This window comes from Planktothricoides raciborskii GIHE-MW2 (assembly GCF_040564635.1).
Classification (GTDB): domain Bacteria; phylum Cyanobacteriota; class Cyanobacteriia; order Cyanobacteriales; family Laspinemataceae; genus Planktothricoides; species Planktothricoides raciborskii.
Genome location: NZ_CP159837.1, coordinates 1,981,067 through 1,999,904, shown reverse-complemented (window position 1 = coordinate 1,999,904; position 18,838 = coordinate 1,981,067). Strand labels below are relative to the sequence as shown.

Below are 18,838 nucleotides of genomic sequence, written 5' to 3'. Positions count from 1 at the left end.
GGAGCTATACTGAGATGGTGATAACTTGGTGGAGTGATACCACTATCCCAGTATCATCTCAGGGTGAAATCCTGATTTAAGCACTGTGATTGGTTTTGCGACGGCGAGACATCGCCATTGCACCTGCTACCAGTCCCAAGCCTGCTAATGTCGCAGGTTCTGGCACCGCCACCTGAGCGGTCACCATGAAGTCATTGAAGTCTCTGTGGCCGTTTACACCGGAATCCTCAACAGCAATTAGAACAGGCCCGGCAAAGGGGTTCGCATTCTGAATTCCAGCCGTTTGACCAAGGGCGCTATTCACGCTGGTGCTGTAATACTTGTAATTGAGATCGCTGAGTACGGATGTCCCTTGTAAAAACTTGAACTGGTTGGCAAACCCGAGAAAACTGGCATTCTTGGAGTCGGTGGAGTAAACATCATAGTCACGCCAAACATCTGTGCCACTGTCCAAAAAGAAAGCGTACTGCTTGCCCGCTTCAAACTTGAATTTTGCAGAGGCGTTGAGCACAGTGTTTCCAACGGTTCCTTGGTTGTCTGGTCCAGATCCATCACTTCGTTTGGTTTCAGCAAATAGCACGGTTTGTTTGCCGGTGGAATCGATCACGCCAAAATTGGACTTGAACCAACCGTGGGATTCCAAAAAATCAAAGTTGACGGTGGTATCTTCGTTAAATGAAATGCCGCTGTTGTTAAAACTAAAAGCCTGTGCTGGGGCTGCGGAGACTAGACCAGCGATCGCGGTGGCTGCGGCAGTGGTAAAAAATTTTGTTTGTGATTTCATGTTTGTCACTCTCCGTTGTTTTTCTAGGACTTGGTTCTTGATCTAGGACTGATATAGATGCAGTGCCGCTAAGGCTCTATAAGCTTATTTGAAGATAACTGGTTACATCCCAAGATTAGATTGGATTCTTGAGATTTTTTGCTTCTATATCTATTAATGCACTAACTTTCCCTAAGTGACAAGGGATTTTGCCAGAGTTTATATACTCTTTAAAAATAATGGAACATCTCCGTAAATATACGGAATTTACCGAAAGTCCTGAGAACTGAATCAACGGGAAAGCAATATTTAGTGAGCTATTTAGTATGGTGTGAGGCAATTGACCCTTTAGAGTTAGAGGTGTCAACGGCACTAGGGGGTTCGTCCCATCGTTGCAGAGATCGATCCGAGTTGAGTCATCGGGTAATTACCATTCAGTAATTTAATTGGGGCTAAACTAGGATCGGGAATCATAGAATCAGGAATCAATCATATGTTGCTACTTCTAAATTTCTGCCCCTGAGAAATCTAAAATTTTCCTTAAGATTTCTGCAAGGTAATCAGGTTTAGTGGGACGACTGTGTAACTTTTTATGAATTTTTATTAAATAGCCTAAAATTTTCCAGCAAAAATTGCCTTATATATGAGGAAAACATGAAAAAAATCACAGTTATGTGATAAAAATCATTAACGAATGTAACCGTTATCGCTGTTTTTCGATTGATCCCAAATAATAATTAAGGTTGACAGGATTGTCAAATATCTGAGATAATCAGTCTGTCCAAAGGTTCACCAGTCGAAAAGAGTTTGTCAAGAAATTACACCTTTGACCACGTATAAACTCCCAACGGTTGAGTCCTTTGGCGAAACCAGTAAATCTAGCAAAACCAAAAAATCTGTTTAATTTTCCGAACACCAGTCTCTCGACAGGACTAATAACATTAAATTTTTCTTCTGTCAGAGATTCGCCTTAATGGGCAAAAATTTATTTAATTTTTTTTTTGATGATTTTGGGAAACTGAAAATTCTCTGACCTTGAACACATAGATTTCACACATAGATTTCACACATAGATTGGTCAAGACTTTTCAGATTGTCAATCAAAAATAGAAACCGCCGCCATAAACCCATAAAAACCCTTGGGATTATCTGCTTGATGACCCAAGCATCCTGATGGTTTCTATTTCCTGAGTTGATTAGCACTTTTTGGACTCAAATTTGGAATCAAAGAAAACCGAGGTTTTGAAATGCAAACATTACAAGCTATTCGCTGCCCAAACTGTGGAAATCTCGCCGAACGCTACTACTTTATTAAGCGCGAAGAAAGCCAAACCCAATGTCCTTTCTGTGATTACTTTATGCTGAGTAGTGTTCGCACTGGCAAGGTGCTCGAAGCTCATGCTCCAGGAATTTATGACCATAGCCACTAAAAATTTTCATTAGTTAGGGCAGAGCGATCGCCGATTTTATAATAAGACGATTTCTTTAAAACAAACCATCACCAAAATAAGAGACGCCATCAGGCTGTCTCTTATTTTTTTCATAAGTTTCAGGATGGTTCGCGTCAGATACGGATTCACGATTAACTATTATCGTAGTGCTTAACAATCAAGAAACAATTCCGATTATCTTGAGTTTTTGTATAACTCATATGATCCGCAATGAGTTGGATTAAGAGCAAACCCCGTCCCCCTTCAGCATCTTTATCTCTGTTCTGACTCAGGGCTTTCAGTTTTGCGGCTAAATCTAATCCTGGACCCCAATCCCAAATCCGGATTTCCAAAGACTCAGGTAAAATAGAGACTTCAAGATCAATTGGCGTATTGCTTGGCATTTCTGCGTGAGCATGACGCACAGCATTCGTAAATGCCTCAGCTAAGGCTAACTGACATTGCATCCAAGTTCTATTCGGTACAGGGGGACAATCAAACTGATCAAACCATGACAAAACTTCGTTGAGTAACTGAATTTCTGTTGTGAGATGCAGGGTGAATTTTTGGGGTACTGGTAGTTTTTTCACATCTTTATAATCCACGATGATTTGATGACCCCCCTATTTTTGAGAGTTTTTGCTACGTGATTTCAAAATTAATTATTAGATATCATACAATAGAACATCGTCTAAATTTTATCCCTCTTCTTAGAATGGCACGATAATTTATATTTTGGTGAAAATAAATTCTCATCCCGGCCTGATTTTTCTTTAAACAGCGATTAAATCCTTGTCGGTCTGGTATAGAAGGGACGTTGCTCAAAAGCTTTTAATCCAAGCGTTGAGACGCTATTTTACCCAGGGGTTTCCCCCGATTAAACAGAAATTACCATGACCAGACCGATCCACCCTCATCTTAATCGACTGGTTGAACTAGATGCTGTGGAATGTAGTATCTATTGCTATGTTTAACGTTAGATCCAATTTTAAGCGAATGATCCTAATTTCCCTGCCCCATGACTCAGATTTTAGTGATTGATGATGACCCGACGATTCGGGTGGTGTTAACCAGAGCTTTACAAAAGCAGGGTTATGGCGTCACCGTAGCCGAAAATGGTAAAGAAGGAGTCGAGCGAGCGGAAGAAGTCCGTCCGGCTCTGATTATCTGTGATTGGATGATGCCGATCATGGACGGACTAGAAGTTTGTCGCCAAGTTAAGGCTAATCCCGATCTCTCGACCACTTTTTTTATTTTGTTGACTTCCCGTGGGGGAACGGAAGATCGCGTGATGGGTTTGGATACTGGGGCGGATGAATTTCTCTCTAAACCCATTCGTCCCGATGAACTCAATGCCAGAGTGAGAGCGGGGTTGAGAATCTATCAACTCACGGCAGATTTGCGTTCTTCTAACCAGATGTTGGCAGATTCTAATCATCGTTTGGAGGCACAGTTGGCAGAGGGGGCAGAATATGTGCGATCGCAGCTACCCCCACCGATGAAAACCGCTGCTGTCACCATTAACAGTCGGTTTATTCCTTCCCGGCAACTAGGAGGAGATTGTTTTGACTACTATTGGTTAGATGATGAGCATTTGGTGATGTATTTACTGGATGTTTCTGGTCATGGTCTGGGTTCTACCCTGCCTTCGGTGGCTATGTCGCACTTACTGCGTACCCGTTCTTTGCCTGGAGTGGCTTTTTCTGAACCCGCTCGCGTGCTCACGGCTTTAAATGAAGCCTTCCAGATGGATATGCACCAGGACAAATACTTTACCATCTGGTACGGCGTGTATCATCTCTCCACTCGCGAGTTGTCCTATTCTTGCGCCGGTCATCCCCCGGCAATTTTGCTGTCTGGTGGCCGGAATACCCCGTTAACCGTTGAGCAACTGAAAACTCCGGGAATGCCCGTTGGGATGTTTCCAGATATTGAGTATATGCAGAAATCTTGTCAAGTGCCTCCGTTGAGTACCTTATATATTTATAGCGATGGCGCTTATGAAATTACTCAACGCGACGGCAATCTGTGGACTTTAGAGGAATTTGTGCAGATACTCAGTCACTATCGAGAAACAAATCAGACGGAACTGGATCATCTTTTGGATTATTTAAGGAATCTCAATCCCAAGCGGATTTTTGATGACGACTTATCAGTTTTACAGGTAATGTTTACCTAACTAGATCCAGAGACTCAGGGATGACTCTACCAATTTTCAAGAGACACATCACCGCCGATTACCGAACTTTTAACGACGAGAGGCTCGCAGTTGTCCACAAGCGGCGTCAGCTTCTAAGCCTCGCGAGTAGCGGACGCTGACGGCGATATGTCGCTGTTGTAACCCGTCCACAAAAGCTTGGATTTCTTGGGGACTGGGACGTTGATAGTCAGCTTCTTTTACCGGATTATAGGGAATTAGGTTAACGTGGCATTGGAACCCGCGTAAGAGATTGGCCAGTTCTATGGCGTGGGCATGGGCGTCGTTTAAACCGGCTAACAAAATGTATTCAATACTCAACCGTCGTCCGGTGATGTTGACATATTCCCGACATTCTGCCATTAGCTGATCTAAAGGAGAATGTTTGGCCGAGGGGATCAGTTTTTCCCGTATGGCTTGATTGGAAGCGTGCAAGCTTACCGCTAGGGTAAATTGGCCTTGATATTGAGCGAGTTTGCGAATGCGATCGCGCACTCCCACGGTAGAAATAGTCAGATGGCGCTGTCCAATTCCGACATCTTCATTAAGACAGCGTACTGCCGCTAAAACATTCTCGGTATTGAGTAAGGGTTCACCCATGCCCATAAATACGATGTGGCTGACGCGACGGCCAAAATCTTCTTGCACCGTTAACACCTGATCCACGATTTCATGGACGGCTAAATTCCGGGTAAAGCCTCCTTTGCCGGTGGCGCAAAAATCACAAGCCATAGGACAACCCACCTGGGAACTGACGCAAACGGTTAACCGCTTTTGTGTGGGAATGCCCACGGTTTCGATAATTTGCCCATCGGCTAATTGCAGCAAATATTTAACGGTTTGGTCTAAAGCCACAGAACGATGCAAAATTTGCGATCGCCCAATCGCTACATCCTGGTGATTTTCCCGCCACTGTTTGGGAAACACCGTGATGTCTTCGAGGGTTTTTGCCCCTTGTTGATAAATCCATTGATGTAGCTGCTTACCCCGATAAGCGGGTTGATCTTGTTGTTGTACCCACTCGGTCAACTGGGATAAAGATAATCCTAAAAGCGGTATGTTGTTCTCATATTTGGTCTGGGGTAGTGGTCTGGGTTGAATTTTTGGCTGGTCGTGGCTGGACTTGGCACCTCGGAAATGATGCCGTTTTTGATTTTTGGGGGTTTCTGCGTTTGAGGCGGACTTTTTCAGCACGGACTTTTTCCGCAGGGAGATTTTAGCAACAGGAGTTTTCGGCACCGGAGTTTTAGCAACCGGAGTTTTCCGTTGCCCCTCTGCTCCTCCGCTTCCCTGCCCCTCTGCACCTTTGCCCCTCCGCACGGGACTTTTCGGCACTGGACTGTTAGCCACGGACTTCTTTGTCACGGGACTTTTCGGGACAGGACTTTTAGCCACGGACTTTTTAATCACGGGACTTTTCGAGACAGAGTTTTTATGAGCGATCGCGCGTTTGGTCATATTTAATCACCATGCTAGGTGGCATTAATATTTTATGCTGAACAAGGGCGTCACTCTGCCTTGGCTAAAGATTAAATTCAATATCATTATGGATATATACTCTCTTCCCATCGGATTTCAATTCACCTCCCCAGGGCCGATTATCTTTCACCTTGGGCCATTAACCATTCGTTGGTATGGCCTTTTAATCGCCTCAGCGGTGTTAATTGGTGTCACCCTTTCCCAATATTTAGCCCAGCGACGCCAGGTTAACCCAGACTTAATTGGTGATTTAGCCATTTGGCTGGTAGTCGGCGCTATTCCCGCTGCCCGACTGTACTATGTGCTATTTGAATGGCCACAATATGCCCAAAACCCAGGAGATATCATCGCCATTTGGAAAGGTGGGATTGCCATTCACGGCGCTATGTTGGGAGGCATCCTAGCCGCTTTAATATTTGCCCGTCTGCAAAAAATATCTTTCTGGCAACTGACCGATTTAGTCGCCCCTTCGGTAATTCTGGGACAGGCGATCGGGCGGTGGGGCAATTTCTTTAACTCCGAAGCCTTCGGCGATCCCACCAACTTACCCTGGAAACTCTATATTCCCCCAGAAAATCGGTTTCATCTACCCCTGGAAATGAGACAGTTTGACTACTTCCATCCCACCTTTCTTTATGAGTCGCTGTGGAATTTGATGGTATTTGCCCTACTGTTGTCCTTATTCTTTAGAAAGTTTCCCGGCAAAAAACCCTTAAAAGCGGGCACCTTATTTTTAGTCTATCTAGCCGCTTATAGCCTGGGGCGATTCTGGATTGAAGGCTTACGCACAGATAGTTTAATGTTTGGGCCGCTGAAAATGGCGCAAATGGTTAGTCTGTTCGGCATTACCTTGGGGTTAGCGGGATTAATCTGGCTTTACAAATTAAATCGTCCTTTGCCCGATGTGGTTTCCCCCGATCGGCAAACATGGGATATTTCCCGCGAGTCGCCGCAAAAATAACTACTGAGAAATCTTTATCAACCATAAAAATTAGCATCGAATGTCTGAATCAATGTCTGAATCTCAGAAATCTAAGTCTATTCCATCTGTAGCTGGGCTCAAACCAGCGGTGTATATTGTCGGCGCTGGGCCAGGAGATCCGGATTTACTCACGGTCAAAGCCCAAAAATTACTCATGGCAGCAGATGTGATTTTATTCGCCAACTCCTTAGTCCCCACGCAAGTTTTACAATTTTGTCGGGCAGATGCGGAAAAAATTCCCACGGCAAATAAAACCCTGGAAGATATTTTGCCCATGATGATTTCACGGGTGAAAGCAGGTAAATCGGTGATTCGTTTACATTCTGGCGATCCCAGTTTGTATAGTGCGATCGGCGAACAAATGCAAGCTTTGGCTGAGGCAGAAATTCCCTTTGAAATTATCCCTGGAATTAGTGCGTTTCAAGCTGCTGCCGCGAAATTAAATGTAGAATTGACTGTTCCCGGTCTGGTGCAAACTATTATTTTGACTCGTGTATCTGGGCGGGCTTCATCGGTGCCTGATACAGAAGAATTAGCTTCTTTAGCGGCTCACCAAGCGAGTCTTTGTTTGTATCTGAGTGCTCGCCATGTAGAAGATTCTCAGGAAAAGCTGTTACAACATTATCCAGAAGATACCCCTGTGGCGATTTGTTATCGTCTGGGATGGCCTGATGAAAAAATCGTGGTGGTGCCTTTGGCAGAAATGGCAACTGTGACGATCGCAGAAAATTTAATTAAAACTACGTTGTATGTAGTTAGTCCCGCGTTAAAATGGCTAGAAAATAGGCAATGTTCTGCACAATTTTCCGAAGTGCGATCGCGCCTCTACCATCCCGAACATAGCCATATATTTCGGCCTGTCTCTAGTCATCAGTGATGTGTGTCCTCTGTGTCTCTGTGGTAAATGTGTCGATTGATTTCGGGGAAATAAAAAGAGCGATCGCGGATTATAGGCGATCGCTCCTCCTGACTCAGACTAATCTTTGTGTCCTCTGTGTCTCTGTGGTTAATTTATCGAGTTATCGAGGGGAAATAAAAAGATATTCGAGGATTTTGAGCGAATGGAAAAATCCTTGAATTTCGCTAAATTGAATTTTCTTCTTTTACCTTTGGCAATTTTTTAATTATATCGGGAATTTCGTCAGTAATAATACTCCAAATAATATCATTGTCAATACCTAAATAGCCATGAATAATGCGGTTACGGGTGGCAATAATTTGTCGCCAGGGTATTTCTGGGTGATTGACTCTAATCTCTTGGGGAATGTGGGTGGCGGCTTCCCCAATAAGTTCTAAGTTTCTCAGGGTTGCATCGTAGTAAGGTTCGTTGTTAATAAAGGTTTCTTGATCGAGGTTTTTGGTATAACGTAAAACCTTTTCTGCGAAACAAATCATATCATCAATATAAAATCGCCATTCTCTTTGTGATGTATTAGACATAAATTATTTCTGCCTCGATATAAGGTTTTAGTTCCTGGCGTAGGGCTGGTTCTGTAATCAAATCTACAGGGCATTTGAGCAAGTCTTCGAGATAAAATAAAGAGCCAAAATAGCGTTTAGAGTCTGCTTTTCCTTCAAAGGCTATTAGGATGTCGATATCACTATTTTCAGTGGCGGTATCTCTCGCAGTAGAACCAAATAAAGCTAGGGTAGTGACTCCGTATTTTTCTTGGAGTAGAGTTTTACTCTTGCTAAGGAGTTCGATCGCTTGTTGTTTTTTCATTATATTTTTTGTCAAATTTTTCTGCTGTGATATTGATTAAATGTCAGCTATTTTTTCCAGTTAGGTGATGTAACTCTAGCGGATTTCGATGTTAGTCTTCATCAATGATAAATATAGCATGGTTGATCTTATAAGCGATCGCTCCTCCTGACTCAGACTAATCTTTGTGTCCGACAGAGTTCTGTGGTGAATTTATCGATTTATTTAGGAGAAATAAAAAGAGCGATCGCATTCAGGTGAGAAAATTTCAGCAGACGGGGTAAATATCTGGGGAAATATCTCTGAGTAGCTGCCCAATGGCAAAGTTGAAAAAGGGAGAGGCAAAAATTTCCACTCCAGCAAAATCAAGTTCTACCGGGCGGCCAAAAGTTCCGAGTTCGGTAGGCTTGATGCGGATCGCTGGGACTTTCAGGCCGAATATATTCAAGCTGACCCGTACCGATCAGACGGTTGAGATAGTTACTTCGCAGGTAAACTTGACTGCGCCCAAGAATCCCAGCCAGGTCAGAAGAAGACAAATCACGCCACTCGCAAAGCATCAGAATTACAGAATCTACTTTTTGCGGATCCGCTCGTTCTCCCAGTTGCTCAACAGCGTCCCTCAGATTGTCTGGCATCCGATCCAAGTAATTTTGCTCATTACCCTTATGTATAGGGCTACCCGCTAGATTAGGGTTGTCTTGGACTGCTAACCCGCTAGATAAGCTGTTATCTACAGGGCTACTCGCTAGATAAGGACTATCTTGTGCCACGATGGTGCCAGGTAAGCCTTCCCCTGACAGATTGGGTCTAAGGATATAGTAAGTTGCAGAGCCTTTTCCCTTCTGTTCTAGCAAGCCCGAATCCCGCAGATGTCTTAAGCGTCCACTAGCCGTTAGGGTGTCCACGCAATTGATAGAGCGGTATATAAAGTTATTTATTACGCCAATTTCCCTGGCTATAATTAGTGCTCTTGCGTCATCGTCGTTAAGAGAATAATCCTTAAATTGTGCTAACCATTCTACATCTTCAGAGCTTAATAGATGATGAACTAAGAGTTTCACCGTGAAACAATCTTTCTCTGAAATTGATTCAAATAAAGGAATGGTTAGATTTGCCCTATGCATTTCATCAATCATAACGCGGATCCCTGTACCTTTTGTCTCCGCAATACCTACGTCATGCAAAACAGCAGCTATTTTTTCGTTACGAGTAATGGAACCAGGTTCTCCCAGCGAATCGAAAGACTTTAGGGAATAACCTGGATTATGAATTTCCAGGCGATTGGAAAATCTAATTACCTGTACGGGTTGGCGTGTACGATAGTTACGGTGCATCAGAGAATTGACTATCGCTTCCCGAATAACTGTTCGCGGAATTACTGGTACTTCTTGGCGATAAATGTTGTTATCTCCCAGGGTAAATGCTTTGGGAATATCGTTTAAAACAAGGCTGATTAGCCTTGGTATCGATAGTAATAACGGCTCAAGAATCTCAACGGTTTGATATCGATTATTTGGGTCAGGAACCCACTCACGTCCTTCAACTATGATATAGTCAATACGGCTCATGGGAAAATACCGCCTTAAAGCTGCTACCTTTCCAAATAAAAGAATTCCTCCAATAGTTGCACATATTTGTCCTTGATGTTTAGTTGTGGCAGTTATAGAGTAGAGCAAATCAGAGTCGTTGTAGTTTAATTCAGCAGCGTTAGGATTGATATTACTTCTGATCCGTCTATACTCGGCGATCGCCTGCGGGTCAAAATCATCTAAACTAGACTCAGGTACAGGAGTTTCATCGAAAGTACGGTGCTGACGTAACTGATAGAAAAGAGCAATATCCTCATCCGTACAATGTTGGTCTGTCGATCCGATACGGCGAAAAGCACCCCTAGGAAGACCTTTATTTTTTATATAAACAGGCTTTTCATGGGGTTGAGCTTCTGGGATGAAAACCAAGATGACGTTTGTGCCGTTGTGACTAATTACCTCAATCTGTGGGCGAATCGCCACATTAAACATTTCGCGGCATTGATTAGCAAGATTGGATTGAATTTGATCGGAGTTAGAAATTCCAGTTATCTTGTAATCTTCAGGGGATTCATCTTCCGATTTTTCTACTCCCAGGATGAGATATCCGCCACCGCGTCCTGGTTCATTAGCAAAGGCCGAAACGGTTTCCATCACACTTTTTCCAATGTCAGATGCACGTTTAGCCTCTATTAAAACTGATTCGTCATTGCTTGATAATTTTTCCCAAATTTCACTGAAACTCAATCCTTTCATACGATTCGCTAAACCTTTGATTAAATTTATTGTTAATCATTGCATCAATATCTGCCTGGAATTGGCCATGATATTCACCAAATCAAAGCCTGCGAAATGTCAAAATTTCTGTAATGTCAGTCAGCATAATTTGATTAGCTTTAGCCTGATTATTCATTCTAGCCATTTGAGGAGTTTGATTTTGCTGAATTCGGCGACTTGAGTAAGCTTTATCATAAAGAACATAACCAGCCGACTCCCACAAAGAGCGGATCATGTCTGTAATCACAACAATTTTCCCTTTTGCCACATCTCGATAATTCGGAGAAATAACCGTGCAAAGGGTTCCTGTCTGTTGTGCGGCAGCACAGTGATTTCGATCTTAGTCTTCACCAGATATAAATATAGCATGGTTGATCTTATAAGCGATCGCGCCTCTTGACTCAGACTAATCTTTGTGTCCTCTGTGTCTCTGTGGTTAATTTATCGATTTATTGAGGGGAAATAAAAAGAGCGATCGCGCAACTATTTAACAGTTAGCGAATTAAAAGCTTGTTTTGGTTACTTGCCGCTGCGATCGCATTTTGATTAGCTGTAAATACCCTAATACCAGGAACAGTTATATAGTCACCATCATCAGTAATAACTTGAATAATCCCGGCTTTTTCCATTGCTTCTAAAATCAGCAAATCATAACCATCAAGTGGTTGGGTGGAAAATCTAGTTAAAGCGGTTTTAGTCGTTGCTTCATTAATCGTGATATCTGTGGAGACAGCGATCGATGTAACTTGGCTCCAAGAGGCTTGAATTTCAGCCACAACATTCGCTCTTTCGGTGGGATAATTATGACGATATTCCTTGGGTCTTAAATTAGAATTAAATATTTCTCTTTCTGTTTGCTCAATATTGTGGGCTAACTCCGATAAAGAAAGACCACAATATAACAGTAGTGATTTCCTACTAAGAGCTTTTGATATATAATTCGGATAGTCGGTAATTTGGTAAGGCAATGCTGACCGACTGGCTTGAGTATAAGTCAGCCAGTACCAAACATTAGTGTCTACTAGAAAAATATCATCTTCTTTCGGTGTGTCAGACCGAATATCAACGACTTCCGCTTGAACTGTATAGTTAACTGCCATTAGAGACTATTTGCTTGTTCGCTCAAAACTTGGTCTACTGTCTTGCGAGTCTTTTCATTAGCATAATATTGCTTTGAGTTTTCAATGACTCGCTTGAGTACCTGTTTACCGATCGCATTCAGGTGAGAAAATTTCAGCAGACGGTTTAAGGTATCTGGGGAAATATCTCTGAGTAGCTGCCCAATGGCAAAGTTGAAAAAGGGAGAGGCAAAAATTTCCACTCCAGCAAAATCAAGTTCTACCGGGCGATCGGCCAAAAGTTCTGGGTAAATCAAATCATAGACCTTCTGGCCTTCATCGGGGGTCATGCAAGCAAATCCTATTAGGTCGTGGATCTGGTGTCTCATATTTTGGGTTCCCATTAGAAAAATAGCTCTTGGTCATCGGTCTCAGACGCTAGGATGTAACGAGCTTCGTCACATTGGAGTGTGATGTTCACCAGTGTTTCCTGAAAAAAAGTATCTCGATTTTGGTGACAGATGCCACATCTCGATAATTCGGAGAAATAACCGTGCAAAGGGTTCCTGTCTGTTGTGTGGCGGCACAATGATTTCGATGTTAGTCTTCACCAATGATAAATATAGCATGGTTGATCTTATAAGCGATCGCGCCTCCTGACTCAGACTAATCTTTGTGTCCGACAGAGTTCTGTGGTGAATTTATCGATTTATTTAGGAGAAATAAAAAGAGCGATCGCGCTAATGATTACTCTGTTCAACTAGCCTTACTGATAATCCTCAATTTTCCAACTTCCTTGCTGTTGACGAAAAGTATAAGTATAACTATTAGTAGAAGCTTTGGTCTCCCGCTTATTTTGTTCGCCATTATAAAAAACCATATTTTCAGAAATTTTCACTTTTAACACAGGCAATTCACCCGAAGTAGAAAACTCAATAACCTCTATAATTTGAGATTGGTTAAAAGTATAATAAGAACCTGTGCTTCTCAGCCAATCCATAGGCCCTTGTAGTTTAACAATATCTTGGTAAAGCTTTCCTTGAGTATGCGTATATTGGGCAAGTAGCTGGCGATCGAACGGGGGAGCAAAAATTTTCCCCTTAGCTTGTAACCATTGATTAATTAAATTCACTGCTTCTTGCTGACTTAAACCACTAGGAATAGTCGGCTGAGTCGGCTGACTATTATATTGGCTACTGACCGGAGGGTTGGGTAAAGTCGATGAATTTGAGGGAGTTTCTGGTTCGGCGGATGTTTCTGCTTCTGTAGATTTTGCCGAATGCCGTTGGATGGCATTCCAAGCGGCTTGGGTGCCCAAAATTAACACCGCACCACCGACCATTACGCCCATTAAAATGCCGTATATTTTCCAAAGTTTACGCTTTTCTTCTTGTTCGTTGTTCATAGTTTTACATTGATTAAGATTCAGCTTAGTTTTGATTTCCCTCTACCTCTTTGATCCCCCCGCCCCCCTTAAAAAGGGGAGAGCCAGAGGCATAAATTTTTACTTCATATCTCTCGTTCCTACGCTCTGCGTGGGAATGCCCCAGAGTGAGGCTCTGCCTCGTGTCAAAATGAGGAATAATTCAGTTGACAATAATTTTCCGATTCTCCCCATTTTTAAGGGGTTTTTCTCCGGTTCCCCCCTTTTTCAGGGGGGTTAGGGGGGATCGACAACACTTATTTGCTACTAATTGAGTTTGCTTTACGATTTTTATTAGCAGCATCGCGTCTTTTTTCTCGTTTTGTTTCCATTACCGAGTCTATATCTAACCATTCTGAACTAGAGATGCTTGCCCATTCTTCATTTTTATTAGACATTTCTTTAATCGTCGAAAAAGTTGAATCAGGAAATATCGCAGCAAATACACGGTTATTCACATCTAATATTGCGCTAACCAGACCAGTAAATAGCATAAATCCTGCCACAGAATTTTTGGCGGTTTGAGAAATATTGTCAATTGATGAATTCAAGAATCTGTTCGCTTGAGAAGCCAACATTTCAAACTTTTTTGTTTGATAACCCGCAAGCGCTTCATCAATTTTTTCAAGGACTTCCCCTATTTTGTTCTGAGCCTCTTCAAATTTCTCCTTTTCTTCATTCACGGCATCTTTAGCATCGCTGAGATCCGCATCGCACTTTTCTTGGGCACTTTCAATGTCCAATAGTGCTTCATCGCGGTGCCCGATTTCTTTGGCAATTTCCGACCGTTTTTCAACCAGATCATCCTGAATTTCTTTTAGTTTCCTTTCACACTCATCCGCCGCCGCTCTTTTTTCGCTTATTTCTCTCAGAATTTCTTCTCTGGCCTTTTCCAATGCATCTCCTTCAATTCCACTCAATTTTTCTGATACAGAGTTTAGCTTCTCCTCCAGACCTTCAATTTCTTGAATCTTAATTTCTAGAATTTCAATTTGCTCCGTAGCCTCTCGGTCTGCCTCCTCAATTTCCTCACACAAAGCATCAAGGTCTGTCCCAGAACTGTCTGAGTGAGAGCGCTTTGAGTCAGCGGATTTTTTAGATTTCTTGAAATCACTCATGGTTATTGTTTCCTCTGGGTTTGGGATAATATATCAAGTTGTTTTTCAAAGCTGTCCCGTAGTTTTTGTTTTTGTTTAATCTGCGCTTTATACCCTTCTTTGACCGCTTCTACCTGGCTACTGTTTAATATTTCCTTTAATCCAGAAATATTTGCCGATAGCTGGTTAACGATCGCTTTCAAGCCCGAAATTAAAGATGCTCTGTCCTGCTGCATAAAGTCATCCATTGCCTGAATCACTTCTTCATCTTTAAAAGGCCGTGCTAATTTTTCTTGCACTCCCGGTTTCGCCTTAAAGTTATCGGTGGCCACTCTTTTTGCCGCATCCCAACCAGGCACATAGTAAAAACATTCTCCCGGAGAAAAAATGCCGGATAATTGTGCTTCTCCTTCGGTTAAACACATGGCACTGCCGAGATATTCGCGATCGCCCGGCGAGGGCAAACGGTGCATTAACTTTAAATTTGTCGCATCCACAATCGACTGCGCCAAAGCTGCGGGAGACTGGTCAACCACAATGACCCCTTCCCCCCCTGCCCGCATTTCTCGCATAATTTGAGCAAACTTATCAATCACTTCATTTTTGGAATTGCCCTCTTCACCGGAACCGGAAGCGGACATTTGACCCAAAAGATTGTGGGCTTCTTCTACTAGCAAAACATGACGTAAATCGAGGTCTGTGGCTCGTTCCCCTTCTCGTTGTGGCTGAAACTGACCCACCCGGACGGCGCGGACATACTCGAATACAAACACTAAAATAAATAAGGAAAATAACGATTGTTCTTGTTTGTTCAGTCCGCCGAGTTCAAAAATTACTGGTTTACTCATCAAATCCGCTAATGGCAGAGGGCGACTTGCTTGAAACATTAACCCGATGCCACTGTTGGCAACCAGTCGATAAAGTCTGGCTTTCAGTGCTCCTTTAATGCGATCGCCCACCTCCTTGTCGCTGCCATAATTTTTTTGGGCTAAATCCAAAACTTTGTCATAGAATTCTGGCATCGTAGGAACTTCTAAAGATTGCCCATTTTTGTCCAAATCTCCTCCCTGACTGTAAGCAAGCTGCCATCGTTTTTTTTCATACAGATAATCGATCGCTTCCTGAATAAAAGCCGGGAGAGGATTTTCTAGAGGCAATGCCCCCATAAAACAGTCAAATATCCGAGAAATATGCTCCTGTACCGGAATTCCGGGAATCACATCAAAAGGGTTCATCCGCAAAGGGGTAATAAACTCTTGACCGGGAGTAAAAATCAGCAAATCTTTCTCAAATTCTGGGAGTCGTTTTAAATAGCGATACTCCGGTGTCACCTTGGGATCGAACACCATAAAGGGAATCCCATGTTTACCCCAAAGCTGGGTGAGTAAATTAAAAGTTGTGGTAGTCTTCCCACTGCCAGAACCACCCACCACTAACAGATGAGTTTTTAATTGTTCAATATCAAAATCGCAAATTTCATTGGTTTTGACATTGCGATAGTAATGACCGATATTAATCGTTTGCCCTTTAGATTTTTCGGCTACAAATGCCGAACCGCTATCGTAGCGCACCCCCGGACAGGGTTGATTAATGGGCACTGGCAACCGGAAAAAAGCCGAGGCTTCATCTAAGTCTACAATGCGATGAAATCGCTTCATGGTTTCTGGCCCACCGGGGAAACCATCCGGTCTATTTCCCCTCACATTCCAAATCCCAGAAACAGCGATTTCGTCATTAATATTCACTTGTAAAGCTGTTTGCACCGCATATCTCGTATCGTTGACTTCAATGATTCTGGGACTGACAGTGTTTGCGGTACAAGAAGCCGCTAATTGACTGGCAACATTTTGGCAGGTTTCTCGACTCGGAGAGAAAACTCTAAAGCTAGAAAGAAAGATAATTCCCGAATAATATTTTTTTTTAATTTCCTCATAGACGGTCTTCGCTTTCTGAGTATTGCTATCGGGGTCAACTTCTTCCTCGCGGATGCCTCGTCCGGCCTCGGATAACGCTTCTAGATATCGGGAAACCACCTTTTTCTCGTAGGCTTCTAATTGCGTAGGAACTAGGGTCAGGTCAATGCAAACTTGATGGCGATATCCTTGGATTTGCTCGAATAAAGCCATCATATTATTGCCCTTATTCACTGAGAAATTACCCGGAGAATAAAAATATTTTTTATCTGCTTCTAGCCACTGAAAAACTTCTTCAGATTTGATAATTTCATAACAAGATACCGCGTCCTGGTTTTTCAACCAAGGCAGGTCGCGATCGCTCTCAATGTATTCAAATTGGTATAGGGGCGATCGCAGACTACTATTGAAATACTCCGCTTGTTGACGTTGAACCCTAGCGGTGAGACTGGGGTCATTACTGGCAACTCTAGCCAACAAATAAATCTCCGTACTCGTTCCAGATATCTCCCGACTCGGTTGATAAATAATTCTCAAACTATAACCGCAGGAAATATCCTGTTGCTGAATATCAGCAGATTGCAAATAACTAAAATAGGCCAAACTTTTGAGCAAGTTTTTTTGCCAACTCACCACAAAGCCTACTCGTGCCGATGGGTCTAAATGTTCCATCAGTTTAAAGCGACCGGAAGCAAAATCAGGAATCGCCTTTAGCCGATAAACATTAATTTCATGGCTGCGATATTCATCAATTTCTTGCGGCTGTCCTTTGCTGACTGCCGACCCACGCCAATAGCGAACTCCAGAAGATATAGGGGTTAAACTGAGCATAATGTTTCCTAGAAATCATCAAAAATATCTTTTTTGCTTTTCGGAATAATTTCCTCATTTTTATTCAGTTCTTGGGTTTCTTTCACCGTGGCGCCTTTTTGCAGCAGATTTTTGTGAATAACTCTGGCCACGGAGAGCGACATTACTTCGTGAAATACTCTCAAGTCATCCCATTTAAAACTGCGAGACAGCCGATTTTTCTTCAGTTCTTCTCTTTCGATGGCAATTTTGTCTAATTCTCGGTGCCAATCTTTCTCGGCTTGTTCTTTTTGCTCTTTCCAGTCTTTTTCTTCTCGATTGTACTGAGCGAGCTTTCTCTCATACTCAGCAGCGGCTTCCCTGGAAATTTTACTGATAAACCAAATAATTCCTGTTCCGACAATTCCCAGAAATCCCAGAAATCCTAACCCTTGATTTCCCGAAAATGTTAAGCCCACAGCGACGAATGCCATAACTACTAACGCCGCATTAGGAATTGGAGAAGTCACATTGGGTGCTTTAGGCGGTTGAGGACGGAGTGGAGGAACGGGACGAGGTGGGTCTTCAATTTCTTCTGGCTGGACAATTAACATCATTTGGAAGTTAACCCAGTAGTCGCCAAAATAATCAAGTCCGGCAATAAATTGGATATCTGTATAAGGAGAATTGGTCAGACTCGCGACCACTCTGGGGCGGAAATCTTCATCCACTTTTGCTCGACCTCTTGCCCCTTCTATGACCCAGCAAGCGTTGTTAGCAAAAAAGATATTTACGGGAATTTGCTGATGTTCCATTTCCGCTTTCAACCAATTGTGTAACTCAGCAGTTGTGAGGATAATTCCATTGGTATAGAGACAGGCGGTATATTCCCAGACGACCCAATTTTCAATCAGAATTGGCGGCGTCTTGGGAGGCACTTTCACGATTTCTCCCTTGGCAATTTTTTGTTTGATGATTTTGTCGTAATCGTCTGATGTCATCATGGTTAAATCCTGAATGAGTTAATTAGATAATTGGTTCGATCGCCCCAACCGCCCTTAATAAGGGGGGCTTTTTTTGCGGATAAAATTTTGTTCGATCGCCCCAAAGCACCTTAATAATGGGGGCTTTTTTTGTTGTAGGGGCGAAGCATGACCGCAGATATTTGTGGTTAAAAGCAGAAATTTATTACGGTCATGCTTCGCCCTTAATCCGGGGATACATTCTGGGAGATATTTGTGGTTAAAAGCAGCAATTTATTACGGTCATGCGTCACTCCACTGTAAAATTGTAGGTTGGGTTGACGCCAGGAAACCCAACTCAACCCTAATAAGTAGACGAGCCGAAATAAATGCACCGCAGACCCCATGAGAAAAAAAACTGTCATTCCCGCGAATGCGGGAATCCACAGCCTATCGGCGGGGAACGAAAAGTGCAATTAATTATGTTCACCTACTTAGCAATGTTGGGTTTCGTTCCTCAACCCAACCTACGAAGTCTGGGAGATAAATTATTAGTTGTTCAGCATATAAGGGCGTGATATTGACTGTAATTCATCTCGGTTTTTCAGCATCTAAGGGCGAAGCATTCCGGGAATAAATTTTTGCTTTTAACCATCGAACTTCTGCCGGAATGCTTCGCCCCTACGATTAAACTGGGATTTTCCCGGCAACAGTTACAAATCCTAAGAATAGTA

The 18,838-nt window shown here is 42.8% G+C and carries 18 protein-coding genes; 4 read left to right on the top strand and 14 right to left on the bottom strand.

Annotated features, from left to right (window positions below; all coding sequences use genetic code 11):
* Positions 1-76: 76 nt before the first annotated feature.
* Complete coding sequence (locus ABWT76_RS08415; protein WP_054464564.1) at positions 77-784, bottom strand: PEP-CTERM sorting domain-containing protein; 708 nt, start codon at positions 782-784, stop codon at positions 77-79.
* A gap of 1,226 nt (positions 785-2,010) precedes the next feature.
* Between ABWT76_RS08415 and ABWT76_RS08410 the strand changes: the two genes are divergently transcribed.
* Complete coding sequence (locus ABWT76_RS08410) at positions 2,011-2,193, top strand: hypothetical protein (RefSeq protein WP_054464563.1); 183 nt, start codon at positions 2,011-2,013, stop codon at positions 2,191-2,193.
* A 152-nt stretch (positions 2,194-2,345) separates the two neighbouring features.
* Here the strand turns inward: ABWT76_RS08410 and ABWT76_RS08405 are convergent, their stop codons facing one another.
* The gene (locus ABWT76_RS08405; RefSeq protein WP_231636565.1) at positions 2,346-2,783 is read right to left on the bottom strand and encodes an ATP-binding protein; all 438 of its coding nucleotides are present in this window, start codon (positions 2,781-2,783) and stop codon (positions 2,346-2,348) included.
* Between the two features lie 428 nt (positions 2,784-3,211).
* Here ABWT76_RS08405 and ABWT76_RS08400 point away from each other — a divergent pair, with 428 nt between their 5' ends.
* Complete coding sequence (locus ABWT76_RS08400; protein WP_054464561.1) at positions 3,212-4,372, top strand: PP2C family protein-serine/threonine phosphatase; 1,161 nt, start codon at positions 3,212-3,214, stop codon at positions 4,370-4,372.
* A 69-nt stretch (positions 4,373-4,441) separates the two neighbouring features.
* On the opposite strand, the gene rlmN is transcribed toward ABWT76_RS08400, so the two are convergent.
* On the bottom strand, positions 4,442-5,491 hold the full coding sequence (rlmN, locus tag ABWT76_RS08395) for a 23S rRNA (adenine(2503)-C(2))-methyltransferase RlmN (RefSeq protein ID WP_354636392.1): 1,050 nt from the start codon (positions 5,489-5,491) through the stop codon (positions 4,442-4,444).
* 445 nt (positions 5,492-5,936) lie between these two features.
* On the opposite strand from rlmN, the gene lgt reads away from it, so the two are divergent.
* Complete coding sequence (lgt, locus tag ABWT76_RS08390) at positions 5,937-6,830, top strand: prolipoprotein diacylglyceryl transferase (RefSeq protein ID WP_199317216.1); 894 nt, start codon at positions 5,937-5,939, stop codon at positions 6,828-6,830.
* Positions 6,831-6,870: 40 nt separating this feature from the next.
* Positions 6,871-7,728 carry a precorrin-4 C(11)-methyltransferase gene (cobM, locus tag ABWT76_RS08385; RefSeq protein WP_242052964.1) on the top strand — a complete coding sequence of 286 codons (858 nt, stop codon included), beginning with the start codon at positions 6,871-6,873 and terminating at the stop codon, positions 7,726-7,728.
* A gap of 206 nt (positions 7,729-7,934) precedes the next feature.
* Here cobM and ABWT76_RS08380 read toward each other — a convergent pair whose 3' ends face one another.
* The 11 genes from ABWT76_RS08380 to ABWT76_RS08330 all read right to left on the bottom strand — a co-directional run bounded on the left by ABWT76_RS08380 (position 7,935) and on the right by ABWT76_RS08330 (position 18,146).
* Positions 7,935-8,291, bottom strand: coding sequence for a DUF86 domain-containing protein (locus tag ABWT76_RS08380; protein ID WP_054464559.1), 357 nt, complete (start codon positions 8,289-8,291; stop codon positions 7,935-7,937).
* Positions 8,284-8,574: a nucleotidyltransferase family protein gene (locus tag ABWT76_RS08375; protein ID WP_054464558.1), complete on the bottom strand. Its 291-nt coding sequence runs from the start codon at positions 8,572-8,574 to the stop codon at positions 8,284-8,286. The genes ABWT76_RS08380 and ABWT76_RS08375 overlap by 8 nt, the downstream gene beginning before the upstream one ends.
* A 247-nt stretch (positions 8,575-8,821) precedes the next feature.
* Positions 8,822-8,908 (bottom strand): hypothetical protein, encoded by an 87-nt coding sequence (locus ABWT76_RS08370; protein ID WP_231636582.1) that lies wholly within the window; start codon positions 8,906-8,908, stop codon positions 8,822-8,824.
* 10 nt (positions 8,909-8,918) lie between these two features.
* Positions 8,919-10,841 (bottom strand): ATP-binding protein, encoded by a 1,923-nt coding sequence (locus tag ABWT76_RS08365; protein ID WP_354635936.1) that lies wholly within the window; start codon positions 10,839-10,841, stop codon positions 8,919-8,921.
* Between the two features lie 82 nt (positions 10,842-10,923).
* On the bottom strand, positions 10,924-11,109 hold the full coding sequence (locus ABWT76_RS08360) for a hypothetical protein (RefSeq protein ID WP_354635935.1): 186 nt from the start codon (positions 11,107-11,109) through the stop codon (positions 10,924-10,926).
* A 247-nt stretch (positions 11,110-11,356) separates the two neighbouring features.
* Entirely contained in the window at positions 11,357-11,962 is a 606-nt protein-coding gene (locus ABWT76_RS08355) for a hypothetical protein (protein ID WP_354635934.1), read from the bottom strand.
* The gene (locus tag ABWT76_RS08350) at positions 11,962-12,309 is read right to left on the bottom strand and encodes an STAS-like domain-containing protein (protein WP_354635933.1); all 348 of its coding nucleotides are present in this window, start codon (positions 12,307-12,309) and stop codon (positions 11,962-11,964) included. Before ABWT76_RS08350 ends, ABWT76_RS08355 begins: the two co-directional genes overlap by 1 nt.
* Positions 12,310-12,686: 377 nt before the next feature.
* On the bottom strand, positions 12,687-13,325 hold the full coding sequence (locus tag ABWT76_RS08345; protein ID WP_354635932.1) for an ARC6/PARC6 family protein: 639 nt from the start codon (positions 13,323-13,325) through the stop codon (positions 12,687-12,689).
* Between the two features lie 275 nt (positions 13,326-13,600).
* Positions 13,601-14,461, bottom strand: coding sequence for a hypothetical protein (locus ABWT76_RS08340; RefSeq protein WP_354635931.1), 861 nt, complete (start codon positions 14,459-14,461; stop codon positions 13,601-13,603).
* Between the two features lie 2 nt (positions 14,462-14,463).
* Positions 14,464-17,184: a helicase HerA domain-containing protein gene (locus ABWT76_RS08335; RefSeq protein WP_354635930.1), complete on the bottom strand. Its 2,721-nt coding sequence runs from the start codon at positions 17,182-17,184 to the stop codon at positions 14,464-14,466.
* An 8-nt stretch (positions 17,185-17,192) separates the two neighbouring features.
* Positions 17,193-18,146, bottom strand: coding sequence for a hypothetical protein (locus ABWT76_RS08330; RefSeq protein WP_354635929.1), 954 nt, complete (start codon positions 18,144-18,146; stop codon positions 17,193-17,195).
* Positions 18,147-18,838 lie beyond the last annotated feature (692 nt).

Coding starts and splice junctions, on each gene's coding strand:
- ABWT76_RS08345 (WP_354635932.1), bottom strand. CDS start 13,325: ATGAACAACGAACAAGAAGAAAAGCGTAAACTTTGGAAAATATACGGC.
- ABWT76_RS08410 (WP_054464563.1), top strand. CDS start 2,011: ATGCAAACATTACAAGCTATTCGCTGCCCAAACTGTGGAAATCTCGCC.
- ABWT76_RS08365 (WP_354635936.1), bottom strand. CDS start 10,841: ATGAAAGGATTGAGTTTCAGTGAAATTTGGGAAAAATTATCAAGCAAT.
- ABWT76_RS08340 (WP_354635931.1), bottom strand. CDS start 14,461: ATGAGTGATTTCAAGAAATCTAAAAAATCCGCTGACTCAAAGCGCTCT.
- ABWT76_RS08355 (WP_354635934.1), bottom strand. CDS start 11,962: ATGGCAGTTAACTATACAGTTCAAGCGGAAGTCGTTGATATTCGGTCT.
- lgt (WP_199317216.1), top strand. CDS start 5,937: ATGGATATATACTCTCTTCCCATCGGATTTCAATTCACCTCCCCAGGG.
- ABWT76_RS08330 (WP_354635929.1), bottom strand. CDS start 18,146: ATGATGACATCAGACGATTACGACAAAATCATCAAACAAAAAATTGCC.
- ABWT76_RS08400 (WP_054464561.1), top strand. CDS start 3,212: ATGACTCAGATTTTAGTGATTGATGATGACCCGACGATTCGGGTGGTG.
- ABWT76_RS08350 (WP_354635933.1), bottom strand. CDS start 12,309: ATGAGACACCAGATCCACGACCTAATAGGATTTGCTTGCATGACCCCC.
- ABWT76_RS08380 (WP_054464559.1), bottom strand. CDS start 8,291: ATGTCTAATACATCACAAAGAGAATGGCGATTTTATATTGATGATATG.
- ABWT76_RS08415 (WP_054464564.1), bottom strand. CDS start 784: ATGAAATCACAAACAAAATTTTTTACCACTGCCGCAGCCACCGCGATC.
- ABWT76_RS08335 (WP_354635930.1), bottom strand. CDS start 17,184: ATGCTCAGTTTAACCCCTATATCTTCTGGAGTTCGCTATTGGCGTGGG.
- ABWT76_RS08375 (WP_054464558.1), bottom strand. CDS start 8,574: ATGAAAAAACAACAAGCGATCGAACTCCTTAGCAAGAGTAAAACTCTA.
- cobM (WP_242052964.1), top strand. CDS start 6,871: ATGTCTGAATCAATGTCTGAATCTCAGAAATCTAAGTCTATTCCATCT.